The organism is Microbacterium sp. NFH-22A-Y (assembly GCF_021401375.1).
GTDB lineage: Bacteria > Actinomycetota > Actinomycetes > Actinomycetales > Microbacteriaceae > Microbacterium > Microbacterium hominis.
Genome location: NZ_JACBGF010000001.1, coordinates 554,572 through 570,078 on the forward strand (window position 1 = coordinate 554,572; position 15,507 = coordinate 570,078).

Here is a 15,507-nt window from a genome sequence, read left to right on the forward strand (position 1 = left end):
GCCGGAGAGTATGCCCGGAGCCGTATAGACGTAAGCGTAGTGTCGGGACCAGCGATCGGCATCCGCCTTTGGCTTCGCCCAACGGGCATCGCGTGGTGCGATGGACCGCCGATCAACGGAGCCGGACATGGCCACCATCGCCCCCGCATCCACTCTCGGACCGATTCGACAGACCTACGCGACGTCGGAGACGTTCCCGTCGGTCGCTCGGTCGTACACCCAGGTGTCGCAGGTCGTGAAGGAACTCGGCCTGCTGCGCCGCGCGCCCGTGTTCTACGCGCTCGTCGGCGCGGCGCTCGCGCTGTGCCTCGGCGGGTGCGTCGCGGGCTTCGTGCTCCTGGGGCAGAGCTGGTTCCAGCTGCTGATCGCGGCGGCGCTGGGCATCGTGCTCACCCAGGTCGCGTTCCTCGCCCACGAGGCGGCGCACCGCCAGATCCTCTCCTCCGGCCCGGCCAACGACCGCCTCGCCCGCATCCTCGCCGCCGGCGTCGTCGGCATCAGCTACTCGTGGTGGGACTCCAAGCACTCCCGCCACCACGCGAACCCCAACCGCGTCGGCAAGGACCCGGACATCGAGGTCGACACGATCTCGTTCCTCGTCGAGGACGCCGTGCAGGCGCGCGGCATCCGCCGGTTCATCACGCGTCGCCAGGGCTGGTTCTTCTTCCCGCTGCTGACGCTCGAGGGCCTCAACCTCCACGCCCACGGCATCCGCCACCTCCTGTCGCGCCAGCCGGTCAAGAAGCGCGGACTGGAGCTGGCGCTGATCACGACGCGTCTGGCCGTCGTCATCGTCCCGGTCTTCCTGCTCCTGCCCCTCGGCATGGCGTTCGCCTTCCTCGGCGTGCAGCTCGCGGTGTTCGGCGTGTACATGGGCGCCTCGTTCGCCCCCAACCACAAGGGGATGCCGATCGTCGACGCGAGCGCCCGCCTCGACTTCTTCACGAAGCAGGTGCGCACGTCGCGCAACATCACGGGCGGCTGGTGGGCGACCTGGATGTTCGGCGGTCTGAACCACCAGGTCGAGCACCACCTCTTTCCCAGCATGGCCCGACCGCACCTCTCGAAGGCGCGTGCCGTGGTCCGCGACTACTGCAAGGGCGCCGGCATCCCGTACACGGAGACGAGCGTCTGGCGCTCGTACGCCATCGTCATCGACTACCTCAACCGCGTCGGCCTCGCGGCCCGCGACCCGTTCGACTGCCCGATGGTGGCGGACTACCGCCGCGCGTGAGTGTCGGCGGCGCCGGGGTCTGACAGGGTCGCCGGAGGCTGTCAACCCCCTCGTCGTCGCCCGCCCGGTTCGGTTGACTGTGGACTCCCACCCGACGTTGTTCTGACGATTCCCTGGCGAGGCCGAGCCGTGAAAGACATTCTGATCGAGGGTCACCGCATCCTCACCACCGATGACGTCGCGGACGCGGTGCTGACGTACGCCCAGCGGCTGGTGCAGACCGGGTCGACCGACATCGTGGAGTTCCCCAGCATCGACGACGGATCGCTCAGTGTCTGCCGGATGCTGCTGGGCAGCGGCATCCCCGTGGCGGTGCTCGACGCCACCACCTCGCTGGCGTCCGACGTCGTCGGGGCCGACCGCGCGTGCGCGGAGATCTCCCGCCGCACCGCGGCACTGGCCTGAGCGGCGCGCCGGCGTCGGAAGCTCGCAGTACGGTAGAGCCGTGGGACGGTTCAGTTACGACGGCAGTGTCAAAGCGGAGTTCGACGACCGGGTGCTCGCGCACCTGCAGGTCGTCATCAGTCAGAAGCTGCGGCGCGGCGAGACGTTCACCTTCAGCTGGCGCAACGACACGAGCCTCGGCGACGGACGCACCGCGATCTGGCTGCACCCGCACGCGTCGCTCGTGTACACGTACCACGGCAGCCGCCAGCCGGCGCTCAACCGTGCGTGGCTCGAGGCGCTGACCCACGCCGCGAACTCCACCGCCGGGCTCCAGATCGTGCCCGAGCCCGAAGGCCCCTACAGCGGCGAGGTCATGACCGGCTGAGCGCCGCACCTCTCACGTCGGCAGGGGCCTGTCAATCCCCTCGTCCGTCGTCTGCGCGACGCGCAGACTGGGGGATGAAGGCGGTGACGGTGATGACGCATCCTGCGCGAATCGACGGCCCCCTCGAACTCATCCCCATCGACGACGATGCGTGGCGACTGTGCGACACGCGTGTGGGCGCCAACGACGCGGAGTTCGTGGTGGCGTACATCGAGCGAGGCGACGACGGCTACGACGCGGTGTGGATGCGGGGTCCGCGGCGCCGCTCGCGCCATCGCCGCCTGGACGAGTGTCTGAGCTGCGGCCACGCCCTCCTGCGGGCGGAGGAGTCGTCGACCGCGAGTCGGCCGATCCCGATCGCGCATTTCCCGCCCGTGCGGGCCACGTGAGGACCCTCAGGCGTCGGCGACCGCGACCGTCTGCGGCGCGTTGTCCTGCGCCTCCTCGTCGGCGGGGGCTTCGATCTGCTCCTCCGTCAGGAGGATGCCGCCGGACGAGCTGGCCGACTGCGCCAGCTCCTCGATCCACGCCCGGTTCAGCTCGGTCGGCTCGGGGTCGTCGAACACGAAGCGCAGCGCGATGGACGGATGCAGCCAGATCGTGCTGCGACCGCCGGGCTCGCCCTCGGGGTGCTGCCAGGAGACGGTGAAACTCTCGCCGCGGCGCAGTTTCGTCGCGACGACGACCTTGAGGTGCGCCAGCACCCGGTCCTCGATGTGGATCGGCGTCGCCGACCCTCCGTAATAGATGGTGCCCACGCTGCGATTGTAGGTCGCGTCGCGTCAGGGTGTCATCACGCTGACACCGGCCTGACCCAGCGCCGCGGCGAGGGGCGGCGCGGGCGGCGCGTCGGTGATCAGGTAGTCGGCGCCGTCGAGCGGCGCGACCTGCGCGAACAGGCGCCGCCCGAGCTTGGAGGAGTCGGCCAGCACCGCGGTGCGGTCGGCGCGGTCGATCATCTCCGCCATCATGGTGGCGTCGCCGAGATTGCTCGTGGAGTACCCGGACTCGTCGACGGCGCCCACCGCGACCAGCGCGAGGTCGCAGCGGATGTCGAGCTCGCGTCCGCCGGCCGCCATCGTGAACGTGACCGGCCCGGTGGTCGCCTGGGTGATGGTGCGCACCGCGCCGCCGAAGACGTAGAGGTCGCGGAAGGCGGAGGGGGCGATCTCGGCGGGGATCCGCAGGTTGTTGGTCGCGATCGTCAGATCCCGGTGACTGCGCAGGGCGCGGGCGACCGCGAGCGTCGTCGTGCCGGCGTTGAGCATGATGACCGCGCCGTCGTCGACCATCTCCGCCGCCAGTCGGGCGATGCGCTCCTTCTCCTCCACCTGTACGCGCAGGCGCACATCCAGCCCCCGGTCGCGCAGCGCGCCGTCGGTGGCGCTCACGGCGCCGCCGTGGGTGCGGATGAGCGCGCCCTCGCGGTGCAGCTGATCCAGGTCGCGGCGCACCGTGTCGATCGAGACGTCGAAGTGCTCCGACAGCTCGGCGACGGTGACCTGTCCGTGTTCGGCGACGTAGGCCGCCAGGTCGGCCTTGCGCCCGGCGGGGAGACGTCGGCCGCGGGGGGCTGCTTTGTCCATGCCTCCATCACTAGCACAGGGCACGCCGTTTTCACCTCTCAAATCAGCAAAAGGCGGCAGAAGTCAGCATTGTTTGCGAAGGAGCTCTTGACGAAGCGGCAAAAGACGGCATAATGGTGCTGAAAGACGCATGAATCCGCAGCGGTGCGGATCGCGCACATACTCAAAGAGGAGAAGCGATGTCCAGAGTGGGGCGGGGTCACAGCAGGGCCCTCACAGTCGTCGGCGCGGTCGCCGCGGCGACGACGCTGTTGGCGATGTCGGGCTGCTCGAGCAGCGCATCGCCGTCCGGCAGTTCGGACGCCGGCGGCGACGTCACGATCGAGTTCGCCCAGTGGTGGGAGCCGGAGCTTCCCGACGGGCAGTTCCGCGCGCTGATGGATCAGTTCGAGTCCGAGAACCCCGGCATCAAGGTGAACCTGGTCAGCGGCCCGTACGCCTCGACCAAGGAGCAGCTGTTCGCTGGCGCCGCGTCGGGCACCATGCCCGACGTCGTCGGCCTCGACGGCGCGTGGGTCAACGATTTCGCCTCCAAGGGCGTCATCGCGAACCTCACCGACCTGATGAAGGACAGCGGCTACGACGACAGCCAGCTCGCGAGCCAGATCAAGGTCGACGGCAGCACCTACATGATCCCGGTCGTCAACTTCGTCTACCCGATGTTCACGAACGACGACCTGCTCGCCAAGGCCGGCGTCACCGCGCCCCCGTCGACGCGCACCGAGTTCGCCGACGCCGCGAAGAAGATCACCGCTCTCGGCGGCGACGTCTCGGGCTGGGTGCTCCCGCTCTCCCTCGAAGCCCCCAACGGCGTGCAGAACGACGTGATGTCGTGGGTCTGGGCGTCGGGCGGCTCGATGCTGAAGGACGGCAAGCCGGACCTGACGAACAAGGACGTCACCTCGGCGATGGACTACATCGACGGCCTCTGGAAGGACGGCGTCATCGCGTCCGGCTCGTTCACGATGAAGGAGCAGGACAAGGTCGAGGAGTTCACGAACGGTCGCGTCGGCATGATGATCGACTCGCTCGCGCACATCAACCTGATCCGCGAGTCGAACCCCGACCTCAAGTTCTCGATCTCCGCCATCCCGGCCGCCGACGGCTACACCGGCGAGCGGGGCATCCCGTACGCCTCCTGGGGCATCGGCGTGGCCGAGAACTCGGCGCACAAGGATGCCGCCTTCAAGCTCGTGTCGTTCCTGATGAGCAAGGACACGAACTCGAAGCTGTCGACCCTGGCGAAGGCCTTCCCCGGCAACACGCAGTCCACGCCGGACTTCTCGGGCAGCGACGAGCTCTTCAAGCAGGCCTTCGACATCTACAAGGCGGGCTATCCGGCCAACGAGTTCACGGGCCTGCCCACGGCCGAGGACCTCATGCGCCAGCTCGGACAGCAGCTGCAGACGGCGCTGGACGGGCAGCAGTCCATGGACGATGCGCTCAAGAACGCGCAGACGTCCTGGGAAGCGGCGTTCTAGCGCTTCCCCCTCTGCCGGGTGCCGCATCGCCGATGCGGTGCGGCACCCGTCCACCGCTCGCCACGCCTCAGCCCCCTCAACCGGTCAGAACTAGGAGCCGTGCGGTCTCATGACCCTCAAAACACCCGTCTCGATGGACACCGAAGTCCTGGTGACCGGCGTCGCGCACTCCCGGCGCCGCCGCCAGCTGCGGCGCACGACCGAGTCGTACGCGTTCCTCGCACCCACCCTCGCGCTGCTGCTGGTGCTCATGATCATCCCGATCGTCATGGTCATCGGCTACTCGCTGCAGAGCAACGTCATCCTCAGCAAGAACGGCGAGTTCGTCGGCCTCGAGAACTACCTGACCGTCCTGGGCGACGGCACCTTCTGGAAGGCGACGTCGAACACGGTCGTCTTCACGGTCGTGAGCGTCGCCGCGCACCTGGTCCTCGGACTCGGCTTCGCCCTCATGCTCAACAGCCCGCTCATCGGCGGCGTGCCGCGCGCGATCTTCCGCGGCCTCTACGTCCTGCCGTGGCTGTTCACGGTCGCCGTCATCGCGGTGCTCTGGCGCATGCTCCTCGCCCCCAACGGCGTCGTCAACTTCCTCCTGAACGCCAACATCGAGTGGCTCGCGTCGCCCCAGCTGGCGCTCGGCACCGTGACCTTCATCAACATCTGGGCGGGCTACCCGTTCTTCATGGTGAGCCTGCTCGCCGGGCTCCAGGGCATCCCGAGCGACCTCTACGAAGCCGCAACGGTCGACGGCGCGAGCAGCGTGCAGCGCTTCTGGAACGTCACGCTCCCGCAGCTGCGCCCTATCATCATCAGCCTGCTGCTGCTCGATCTGATCTGGACCTCCCAGCAGTTCGCCCTCATCTGGATGACCACCGGCGGCGGCCCGATCGACGTCACCGAGGTGCTGAGCACCTACACCTACAAGCTGGCCTTCGCGAAGTACGACTTCTCGCTCGCGGCGACCTCCGCCGTGCTCGTCCTGCTCATGTCGATGGTCCTCGCCGTGTTCTACGTGCGGCATCAGAAGGCGAGGGATTGAGATGGCCATGTCCGTGCAGACCCGTCGGCGCACCGCGCGCGCCGGCATCTACCTCGGCCTGCTGCTGGGTGCGGTCTTCGCCGCGGGACCCGTGCTGTGGATGCTGTCGAACTCGTTCAAGTCGAACACCGAGATCTTCGAGCTGCCGCCGCGGCTGATCACCGACACGTTCTCGTTCGACGCGTACGTCGCGATCTTCACCAACCCGGAGACGGTCCGCTTCTTCATCAACAGCTACGTCGTCGCCGGCGCGGTGACGGTGCTGACGCTGCTGGTCGCGATCCAGGCCGCGTACGCGTTCAGCCGCTTCGAGTTCCGCGGCAAGCGCATCCTCAACGTCATCATCGTGAGCGTGCAGGCGGTGCCGCCGATCACGCTGCTCATCCCGTACTTCGGTCTCGTGGTCGGCCTCGGCCTCTACAACACCTACCCGGGCCTGATCCTCACCTACATGGTGTTCACGCTGCCCTACGCGATCATCATGATGACGGGGTACTTCAACACCCTGCCGCGCGAGCTCGACGAAGCCGTGCGCGTGGACGGGGCCGGATCGATGACCGCGCTGTGGCGCGTCCTGGTGCCGATCTCGGTGCCCGGCATCGTCTCGGTCGGCATCTACACGTTCATGATCGCGTGGAACGAGTACCTGTTCGCCCTGACGCTGACCCGCACGATCGACATGCGCACCGTCCCCATCGGCATCCAGCTGCTCATGGGCCAGCACTCGTACGAGTGGAACCAGATCATGGCGATGAGCGTGCTCGGCTCGATCCCCGTGCTGATCCTCTTCCTCTTCTTCCAGCGCTACTTCATCAGCGGGCTGACGGCCGGCTCGGTCAAGAGCTGACCGGACCCGCCCGCACAGGCGTCCACAACCACCCCCACCGACAGGAGAATCCACCGTGGTGCTGTACACCGGCAAGTCCATCCTCGACATCGCCAATCAGAACAACTTCGCCATCCCGGCCTTCAACATCAGCGACTGGGCGATGTTCCTCGGCGTCATGGACGTCAGCGAGGAGAAGAACGCGCCCGTCATCATCGCGATCCACCCCGACGAGGTCTCCCACGTGACGACCGACCTCATCGTCGCGATCCGCGAGCGCGCGCACCGCTCGAGCGTGCCGGTCGCGATCCACTGGGACCACGGCGGGACGTACGAGCAGATGATCACCGCCATCCAGGCCGGCTTCACCTCCGTCATGATCGACGCCTCGCTCCTGCCCTTCGAGGAGAACGTGGCGCTCACCCGCAAGGTCGTCGAGGCCGCGCACGCCGTCGGCATCCAGGTGGAGGGCGAGCTCGGCACGATCGGGGCGAACGACAGCTACGGCGAGTCCGGCGCGGCCGAGATCATCTACACCAACGTCGACGACGCGGTGCGCTTCGTCGAGGAGACCGGCGTGGACAGCCTCGCGATCGCGATCGGCACCTCGCACGGCCTGTACCCCGCCGAGAAGAAGCCCGAGCTGCGCCACGACCTGCTCGAGCAGATCAAGGCCGCCGTCAAGATCCCGCTGGTGCTGCACGGCGGCTCGGGAAACCCCGACGCCGAGCTCGCCCGCGCCGTGTCGCTGGGCATCAACAAGATCAACATCTCCAGCGACATCAAGGTCAGCTACCACAACCGCATGCGCGAGATCCTCGGCACCGACGAGCGTCTGCGCGAGCCGAACGCGATCCAGCCCGAGCCGATCGCCGCGCTGAAGGTGACGGCGGCGGAGAAGATCGACCTGTTCGGTGCGACCGGCAAGGCGGATCTGTACTGACCACCCCCGGCGGGAGATCATCGACACCATGAGCGCGCGACTCGTCCTCGGCCTCGGCGGCACCGTCGACTACGAGATCCGGTGGGATGCCGCGGTCATCAGCGCCCTCGCACACCGGCACGGTGTGCGGCGGGCCGAGCTGACGACCACGGCCCCTATCGACGACGAGCGCGCGCTCATCGTCGCGATCCTCGCCCTCTTCGAGCGCGGCGTCGGGGGAGAGCGGTTCGCCGCCACCTCCGACATCCTCGAGCGCTTCGCGGCGCGGTTCGAGACGTCCGTGACGCTCGGCGGCACGGGGGTGCGGGCGGGGATCGCGCTGGCGAACCTCGGCATCCCCAGCACCCAGCACCTGGTGAGCATCGACGACAACGTGCGTCGTCTCATGCCGCCGATCATCGACTGGGTGTGCTCGGCGACGACCGACACGCTCGACCCGCACCTGATCGTGCAGTATCCGGAGGGCGCGACCGTCGCGCTCGCCGACGGCGAGGTCGTGGCGCCCTCCGCGAACCGCGTCATCGTGGCCAACGACCGTCCGAACCGGGAGATGGCGATCTCCGCGCAGCTGGGCGATCGCCTGCGCACCGCGGACGCCTTCCTCGTGTCGGGCTTCAACACGATGCAGGACGCGGCGCTCCTGGCGTCGCGCCTCGACGACCTCTGGGCCGCGATGCGCCAGCTTCCGTGGGGAGCGCTCGTCTATTACGAGGATGCCGGGTTCTACCGTCGCGACTTCGCCGCGATCGCCCGAGACCGCCTCCTCCCGCGCATCGACGTGTACGGCATGAACGAGGACGAGCTGCAGGAGTACGTCGGCCGCGAGGTCGACCTGCGCGACGGGGCGGACGTGGCGGCCGCGCTCGATGAGGCGCATGGCCTCATCCCGGTGCCGGCGCTCGTGGTCCACACCCGCTTCTGGTCGATCGCCGTCGGACCCGACGCGCCCCGCCATCGCGCCGCCCTCGAGGCGGCCGTGCGGGTCTCGGCCACGCGGTACCGGCTCGGCGACGTCTTCGACGCGGCCGACCTCGAGGTCACGTCGCGCCTGCCGCGGCATCCGGACGGCGTCGGCGTCGTCGCGGCCGTCGGCGCCCACCGCCCGGATGCCGCGGGCGTGGCGGCCGTCGTCGCCGACACCCCGACCCCCACCACCATCGGGCTGGGCGACAGCTTCGTCGGCGGCTTCCTGTCCGTGACCCGCGCGGCCGTCGACGCCGCGACCGCGCACTGAGGGCGACCGCGATGCCGATCCGTCTGTCCGCGAACCGTCCCGCCGCACGCTTCTATCGCGGCGGTGAACGCATCGCGCTCTTCCGCGGGGCGCCGCGGCCGGCCGGACGCGAGGCGGAGGAACGCGAGCCGGAGGACTGGATCGCCTCGACGACGACCGTCGCGGGCGAGACCCGCACGGGGCTGACCGTGCTCCCGGACGGCGTGCTGCTGCGCGATGCGGTGGCGGCCGACCCGGTGCGCTGGCTGGGCGCCGCGCACGCGCACCGGTGGGGGAGCGACACGCGGCTGCTCGTGAAGCTCCTCGACGCGGGCCAGCGCTTGCCCGTGCACGCCCATCCCGACGACGCCTTCGCCGCGGCGCACCTGGGCCGTGCCCACGGCAAGGCCGAGGCCTGGTACATCCTCTCCGAGGGGACCGTGCACCTGGGACTGCGCGAAGACGTCGAGCCGGCGCGGCTGGCCGCGCTCGTCGCGCGCCAGGACACCGACGCGCTGCTCGGGCTGCTGCACCGCACCGCGGTGCGTCCGGGCGATGTGGTGTGGGTGCCGCCCGGTGAGCTGCACGCGATCGGCGCGGGCGTCCTCCTGCTCGAACTGCAGCAGCCCGAGGACCTGTCGATCCTGCTGGAGTGGCGCGGGTTCGCGCTGGACGGCGCCGTCGACGGCCACGTCGGCATCGGGTTCGACCGGGCGCTGACCGCCGTCACCCACCGCGCCCGCAGCTCCGCCGAGATGGCCCGTCTCGTCCACCCGGCACCCGCCGAGACCGACGGGTCGGTGTTCCCCGCCGCGGCCGACCCCTTCTTCCGGCTGGAGCGCCACGCGCTCGACGGCGAGCGGGCGCTGGCCGCGGGCTTCGCCGTCGCCGTCGTCAGCGCGGGAGAGCTGCGGCTCGGCGGCCAGGAGGCGCCGGCGGGCACGACCTGGCTGATCGCCGCGGCCGAGGGCGCCGTCACGGTGAGCGGACGCGGCGAGATCCTCGTCGCCCGGCCGCCCGCTCCCTAGTCGAGGGGGCCGCCGATGCCGCCGGGCGTCAGGAGAGGCGGGAGTGGTCGCCGAGGCGGTGCCACGTGCGGTTGTGGTACACCAGCGCGTCGCCGTGGTCGCCGACGGCGACATCGCGCTCGAGCTGCGACTGCAGGGCGTGGGCTGCGAAGACGGTGGAGCCTCCGGCATCCATCCGCTCGATGACGGCGCAGCGCACCCACGCGCGGACGTCGTGGTACACCGGCTCGCCGGTGACCAGGCGCGACCAGGGGCGCGAGCCGTCGAAGCGGTCGACGCCGCTCGTCGCGCCCAGACGCGCGAGGTCGAGGTCGTTCGCGTCGAGGAGGTGGACCACGACCGTCTCGGCGGCGGCGAGGACGGCGGCCGACGACGACTGCGACGACACCGAGAAGATCAGCAGCGGCGGCTCGGCGCTCACGCTCGACACGCTGGTCGCGGTGAGGGCGACCGGCCCGTCACCGGCGTCGGCGGTGATCACGGCGACTCCGCCCGGGTGGCCCCGGAAGAGCGCCTTGAACTCGTCCGCCGACAGCGACGAGGCGAAACCCGCGGCGGCGAGATCCGCGCCTCGGCCGTCGCGGGCGTCGGTGGGCTCGGGAGCCGCGAACGGTGCGTCGATCGGTGCGGGGGGCGACGAGGTCATACATCCACGGTAAGCGCCCCGACGGGGGCGGGCTCCGCTGCGCGCAACACGGCGACATGTCGCGCGTCGCGGCAGGGCGTTCAGGTGGCGGCGGAGAGCGCGCGGTCGAGGTCCGCGAGGAGATCGGATGCCGTCTCGATGCCGATCGAGAGCCGGATGAGACCGTCGCCGATGCCCAGACGCGCCCGCTCCTCGGGCGAGAACGAGACGTGCGTCGTCGTGGCCGGGTGCAGCGCCATCGAGCGGACGTCGCCGATGTTCGTCATCCGGCTGATGAGGCGGAGACGATCGAAGAACCGCTCGGCGGCGGGCCGGCCGCCGCGCACCGTGAAGGCGAACACGGAGCCGGCGTGACCGCCGAAGCGCTCCTGGGCGATGCGATGGTACGGACTCGACGCCAGGCCGGCGAAGTCGACGCTCTCCACCGCGGGGTGGGCGTCGAGCCAGCGCGCGACGACCGCGGCGTTCTCGAGATGCTTCGCCATCCGCAGCGACAGCGTCTCGATGCCCTGCTGCAGCAGGAAGGAGTTGACGGGCGACAGTGCGGCACCGAGGTCGTTGACGATGCCGAAGCGCAGGTACGCCTCCAGTGCGCGCTCGCCGTGGCTGTCGACGAGCGACGGGCGGCCGGGGGCGACCGGCGCGGTGAGGCCCGGGTAGGCGCGCGACGAGCCCGCCCAGTCGAACCGTCCGCCGTCGACGATGACCCCCGACAGTGCGGCGCCGTGCCCGGTGAGGAACTTCGTCGAGGAGTGCACGACGACATCGGCGCCGTGCTCGAGCGGGCGGATGAGGTAGGGCGTCGCGACGGTGTTGTCGACGATGAGCGGGATCGTGTGGCGCCGGGCGATGCGGGCGACGGCGGCGACGTCGACGAGGTCGTTCTTGGGGTTGGGGATCGTCTCGACGAAGATCGCCTTCGTCTGCGGCGTGATCAGACGCTCCCACTCGGCCTCGTCGGACGGGTCGCGCACGTAGTCGGTCGTCACTCCCAACCGCGCGAAGGTGCGGTCGAAGAGGATGCGGGTGCCGCTGTAGATGCTCGCGGTCGACACCAGCCGCTCACCGGCGCCCGCGAGCCCCAGCAGCAGCGCGGTGATCGCCGCTTGACCGGAGCCCACCACGATCGCCCCGGTGCCGCCCTCCAGCGATGCGATGCGCCGCTCGGCGACCTCGTGGGTCGGGTTGAGGTTGCGCGAGTACAGCTGGCCCGCCTCGGCACCCGTGAAACGGTCCTCCGCCTGCGCGAACGAGTCGAAGCGGTAGGCCGCCGTCAGATAGATCGGGGTGATGCGCGCACCGTGGTTGCGCTCGTCGACCTCGCCGGCGTGCACCTGGCGGGTGTCGAAGCCGTAGTCGTCGGTGTCGTCGTGCGTGCTCACCAGCACAGAGTAGGGCGGGCGCGACGAATGTGACGGATCGGGCGTAACACTTCGCGGCATCCCCTCGCCGTGGGTTAGCATCCTGACGTGGCCCTGACCTGTCGTTGTTGTCGCTGAGCGCTCCGCGCTCCCTTCGACGACCCCGACAGCCCGCCGCCCTCTCGCGCGCTCTGCGCACGCGGCACCACCCTCAGGACACCCCTCATGCGTTTCGCCTCGCACATCGCCGACGTCGTCGGCAACACCCCGCTCGTCCGTCTGAACGCCGTCGCCGCCGAGGTGCAGGCGACGGTGCTCGCGAAGGTCGAGTACCTCAACCCGGGCGGCTCCGCCAAGGACCGCATCGCCCGCAACATCGTCGACGCGGCCGAGCGCGACGGGCTGCTCCGCCCCGGCGGCACGATCGTCGAGCCCACCAGCGGCAACACCGGCGTCGGTCTCGCCCTCGTCGCGCTCCAGCGCGGGTACCGGATGATCTTCGTCGTCCCCGACAAGTTCACGGGGGAGAAGACCGCGGTGCTGCGGGCCTACGGGGCGGAGGTCGTGGAGGTGCCCACGAACGTCCCGCCGGAGCATCCCGACTCGTACTACAGCGTCTCCGACCGGCTCGCCCGCGAGATCCCCGGCGCGTTCAAGCCCAACCAGTTCGCCAACCCGAACGGTCCGCGCGCCCACTACGAGACGACGGGCCCGGAGATCTGGCGTGACACCGACGGGCGCGTCACCCACCTCGTCGCCGGAATCGGCACCGGAGGCACGATCAGCGGCACCGGCCGCTTCCTCAAGGAGGCGACGGCGGGCGAGATCGTCGTCGTCGGCGCCGACCCCGAGGGCTCGATCTACTCCGGCGGACCGATCCACGGCTACGCCGTCGAGGGTGTGGGCGAGGACTTCTACCCCGACACCTTCGACGCGTCCGTCGTCGACCGCTACGAGCGGGTCTCGGATGCCGAGAGCTTCGCCATGACCCGCCGGCTCGCCCGCGAGGAAGGCCTGCTCGTCGGGGGCTCGTCGGGCATGGCGGTCGTCGCGGCCCTGCGCACCGCGCGGGGGCTTCCCGCCGACGCCGTCGTGGTGGTCGTGCTGCCCGACCACGGCCGGGGCTACCTCACCAAGCTCTACGACGACGCGTGGCTCGCGGCCCGCGGCATCACTCTCGACACCCTCACCGAAGGAGCATCCGCATGACCACCGACGCCGCCCGCCGTTTCGCCAGCCTCGCCGTCCACGCCGGGCAGGACCCCGACGAGAGCACCGGGGCGGTCATCCCGCCCGTGCACTTCTCCACGACGTTCGCCCAGGACGGGATCGGCGGTCTCCGCCAGGGCTACGAGTACGGGCGCAGCGGCAACCCGACGCGCACCGCCCTGCAGGCCCAGCTCGCCGCGATCGAGGGCGGCGCCCACGCGTTCTCGTTCGCGTCGGGACTCGCCGCCGAGGACGCGCTGCTGCGGGCCGTGCTGGTCCCGGGCGACGAGGTGCTGCTCGGCAACGACGTCTACGGCGGCACCTACCGGCTGCTCGCGCGGGTGCTGGGCCCGTGGGGTGTGCGGCTGCGCCTGGTCGACATGAGCGACGAGGACGCCGTCCGTGCGGCCGTGGCCGAGCGGGCCCCGCGCCTGCTGTGGGTCGAGACGCCGTCGAACCCGCTGCTGCGGATCACCGACATCGCGACGCTCGCGCGGATCGGTCACGACGCCGGCGCGCTCGTCGTCGTCGACAACACCTTCGCGACCCCCGCGCTCCAGCAGCCGTTGGCGCTCGGTGCCGATGTGGTCGTGCACTCGACGACCAAGTACCTCGGCGGCCACTCGGATGTCGTCGGCGGCGCGCTCGTGCTCGCCGAGACCCACCGCGACGACGTGCTCGCGGCCGAGATCGGCTTCCTGCAGTTCGCCGTCGGGGCCGTCTCCGGTCCGCTCGACGCCTGGCTCACCACCCGGGGCATCAAGACGCTCGCGGTGCGGATGGAGCGCCACAGCCGCAACGCGGCGGCGGTCGCGGCCTTCCTCTCGGAGAGCGACCGGGTCGCCCGCGTGTACTACCCCGGGCTGGCCCACCACCCCGGCCACGCGATCGCGGCGCGGCAGATGAGCGGCTTCGGGGGCATCGTCTCGGTGGCCCTCGAATCGGGCGAGGCGGCGCGCCGCTTCGCGGAGTCGACGCGGCTCTTCCAGCTCGCGGAGTCGCTGGGCGGCGTCGAGTCGCTCGTGAACTACCCCGACGCCATGACGCACGCCTCGGTGCGCGGCACCGAGGCCGCGGTGCCCGTGGAGGTCGTGCGGCTGTCGGTGGGCATCGAGGACGAGGCCGACCTGCTGGAGGACCTCGACCGCGCCCTGCGGGCATGATGGAGGCATGAGCGAGAGAGCACGCTGGGCGGTCCTGGGCGCCGGTGTCATCACGGGCGACTTCCTGGCGGCGCTGCCGCACGCCGAGCACGGCGTGCTCCACGCGGTCGGCGCGCGCGACGGCATCCGGGCGCGGGAGTTCGCCGACCGGTTCGGCGCGCCCGTCGCGGGCACGTACGACGAGGTGCTGGCACGGGGCGACGTGGATGCCGTCTACATCGGCACCGTGCACACCACCCACGCCGAGCTCGCGCACGCCGCGCTCGACGCGGGCAAGGCGGTGCTGTGCGAGAAGCCCCTGGGGGTGACGGCCGCCGAGACCGACGCCGTGCTCGCGCACGCGGCCCGGGTGGGGCTGCCGGTGGTGGAGGCGTTCAAATACCGCTTCGGCCCGTTCCCCGAGCGGCTGCGGGCGCTCGTCTCCGCGGGGACGCTGGGCGAGCTCGTCTCGGTGGACTCGACCCTCGGCTTCGCCGCCGACGCGCACGACGGGCGTCTGTTCGATCCCGCGACGGCGGGCGGGGCGATCCTCGATGTCGGGTGCTACCCGGCATCCCTCGTCGTGGGCCTCGCCGCGTGGGCGGGGATCGACGCCGAACCCGTGATCGTCGCGGCCGACGGCGTGGTCGGCGCCGTCGACGAGCAGGCGCGCGCGACGATCGCGTTCGGCGCGTTCGAGGCGCGCATCGCCACCGCGATCACCGCCGACCTGCCGCGGCGGGCCGTGATCCGCGGCACCGCCGGCGAGCTGGAGATCGAGAACGTGTGGGGCAGCCGCGTCGTCTCGACCGCCGAGGCGGTGCTGCGCCGCTCCGACGGGACGGTCGAGCCGATCCGCACCGCCACCGTCAGCCCGATGGCCGCCGAGGCGGACGCGACCGTGCGGGCGCTTCGCGAGGGGCGCACCGAGGCGCCCGAGATGCCGTGGTCGCAGACCCGCACGACCGCGCGCCTGCTCGAGGACTGGCGCGCCGCACTGGACTGAGCCCGTTCGCAGAATCGGAGA

17 protein-coding genes are annotated in these 15,507 nt (G+C 70.6%); 13 read left to right on the forward strand and 4 right to left on the reverse strand.

Going from position 1 to position 15,507, the window contains the following annotated elements:
- The first annotated feature begins 127 nt into the window (after positions 1-127).
- The 4 genes from L0965_RS02500 (at position 128) to L0965_RS02515 (ending at position 2,395) form a co-directional block, all read left to right on the forward strand.
- A complete protein-coding gene (locus tag L0965_RS02500; RefSeq protein ID WP_060959011.1) occupies positions 128-1,234 on the forward strand; it encodes an acyl-CoA desaturase in 1,107 nt (368 codons plus the stop codon).
- A gap of 129 nt (positions 1,235-1,363) precedes the next feature.
- Positions 1,364-1,639, forward strand: coding sequence for a hypothetical protein (locus tag L0965_RS02505; RefSeq protein WP_060959012.1), 276 nt, complete (start codon positions 1,364-1,366; stop codon positions 1,637-1,639).
- Between the two features lie 40 nt (positions 1,640-1,679).
- Positions 1,680-2,006, forward strand: a complete 327-nt coding sequence (locus L0965_RS02510; RefSeq protein WP_060959013.1) for a hypothetical protein — start codon at positions 1,680-1,682, stop codon at positions 2,004-2,006.
- A gap of 92 nt (positions 2,007-2,098) precedes the next feature.
- A complete protein-coding gene (locus tag L0965_RS02515; RefSeq protein WP_223849505.1) occupies positions 2,099-2,395 on the forward strand; it encodes a hypothetical protein in 297 nt (98 codons plus the stop codon).
- 6 nt (positions 2,396-2,401) lie between these two features.
- On the opposite strand, the gene L0965_RS02520 is transcribed toward L0965_RS02515, so the two are convergent.
- Entirely contained in the window at positions 2,402-2,764 is a 363-nt protein-coding gene (locus tag L0965_RS02520) for a hypothetical protein (protein WP_060959014.1), read from the reverse strand.
- Between the two features lie 24 nt (positions 2,765-2,788).
- Positions 2,789-3,592 carry a DeoR/GlpR family DNA-binding transcription regulator gene (locus tag L0965_RS02525; RefSeq protein WP_101305538.1) on the reverse strand — a complete coding sequence of 268 codons (804 nt, stop codon included), beginning with the start codon at positions 3,590-3,592 and terminating at the stop codon, positions 2,789-2,791.
- A 179-nt stretch (positions 3,593-3,771) separates the two neighbouring features.
- Here L0965_RS02525 and L0965_RS02530 point away from each other — a divergent pair, with 179 nt between their 5' ends.
- From L0965_RS02530 to L0965_RS02555, 6 genes are all read left to right on the forward strand, one after another.
- On the forward strand, positions 3,772-5,073 hold the full coding sequence (locus L0965_RS02530; protein ID WP_101305539.1) for a sugar ABC transporter substrate-binding protein: 1,302 nt from the start codon (positions 3,772-3,774) through the stop codon (positions 5,071-5,073).
- 109 nt (positions 5,074-5,182) lie between these two features.
- Complete coding sequence (locus tag L0965_RS02535; RefSeq protein ID WP_060959017.1) at positions 5,183-6,112, forward strand: carbohydrate ABC transporter permease; 930 nt, start codon at positions 5,183-5,185, stop codon at positions 6,110-6,112.
- A gap of 7 nt (positions 6,113-6,119) precedes the next feature.
- Positions 6,120-6,959 (forward strand): carbohydrate ABC transporter permease, encoded by an 840-nt coding sequence (locus L0965_RS02540; protein WP_223848829.1) that lies wholly within the window; start codon positions 6,120-6,122, stop codon positions 6,957-6,959.
- A gap of 55 nt (positions 6,960-7,014) precedes the next feature.
- Positions 7,015-7,881 (forward strand): ketose-bisphosphate aldolase, encoded by an 867-nt coding sequence (locus tag L0965_RS02545; RefSeq protein ID WP_060959019.1) that lies wholly within the window; start codon positions 7,015-7,017, stop codon positions 7,879-7,881.
- Positions 7,882-7,909: 28 nt separating this feature from the next.
- Positions 7,910-9,115, forward strand: a complete 1,206-nt coding sequence (locus L0965_RS02550) for an ADP-dependent glucokinase/phosphofructokinase (RefSeq protein ID WP_101305540.1) — start codon at positions 7,910-7,912, stop codon at positions 9,113-9,115.
- 11 nt (positions 9,116-9,126) lie between these two features.
- Positions 9,127-10,122 (forward strand): class I mannose-6-phosphate isomerase, encoded by a 996-nt coding sequence (locus tag L0965_RS02555; RefSeq protein ID WP_101305541.1) that lies wholly within the window; start codon positions 9,127-9,129, stop codon positions 10,120-10,122.
- 28 nt (positions 10,123-10,150) lie between these two features.
- Here the strand turns inward: L0965_RS02555 and L0965_RS02560 are convergent, their stop codons facing one another.
- A complete protein-coding gene (locus L0965_RS02560) occupies positions 10,151-10,768 on the reverse strand; it encodes a flavin reductase family protein (protein ID WP_060959022.1) in 618 nt (205 codons plus the stop codon).
- Positions 10,769-10,848: 80 nt separating this feature from the next.
- Positions 10,849-12,150: an O-acetylhomoserine aminocarboxypropyltransferase/cysteine synthase family protein gene (locus L0965_RS02565; protein ID WP_374198326.1), complete on the reverse strand. Its 1,302-nt coding sequence runs from the start codon at positions 12,148-12,150 to the stop codon at positions 10,849-10,851.
- A 204-nt stretch (positions 12,151-12,354) separates the two neighbouring features.
- On the opposite strand from L0965_RS02565, the gene L0965_RS02570 reads away from it, so the two are divergent.
- From L0965_RS02570 to L0965_RS02580, 3 genes are read left to right on the forward strand one after another with little or no spacing between them, the layout of a single operon-like run.
- Entirely contained in the window at positions 12,355-13,338 is a 984-nt protein-coding gene (locus L0965_RS02570; RefSeq protein WP_101305543.1) for a PLP-dependent cysteine synthase family protein, read from the forward strand.
- On the forward strand, positions 13,335-14,501 hold the full coding sequence (locus L0965_RS02575; RefSeq protein ID WP_101305544.1) for a cystathionine gamma-synthase: 1,167 nt from the start codon (positions 13,335-13,337) through the stop codon (positions 14,499-14,501). The genes L0965_RS02570 and L0965_RS02575 overlap by 4 nt, the downstream gene beginning before the upstream one ends.
- A gap of 7 nt (positions 14,502-14,508) precedes the next feature.
- Positions 14,509-15,486, forward strand: coding sequence for a Gfo/Idh/MocA family protein (locus L0965_RS02580; RefSeq protein WP_061782000.1), 978 nt, complete (start codon positions 14,509-14,511; stop codon positions 15,484-15,486).
- Positions 15,487-15,507 lie beyond the last annotated feature (21 nt).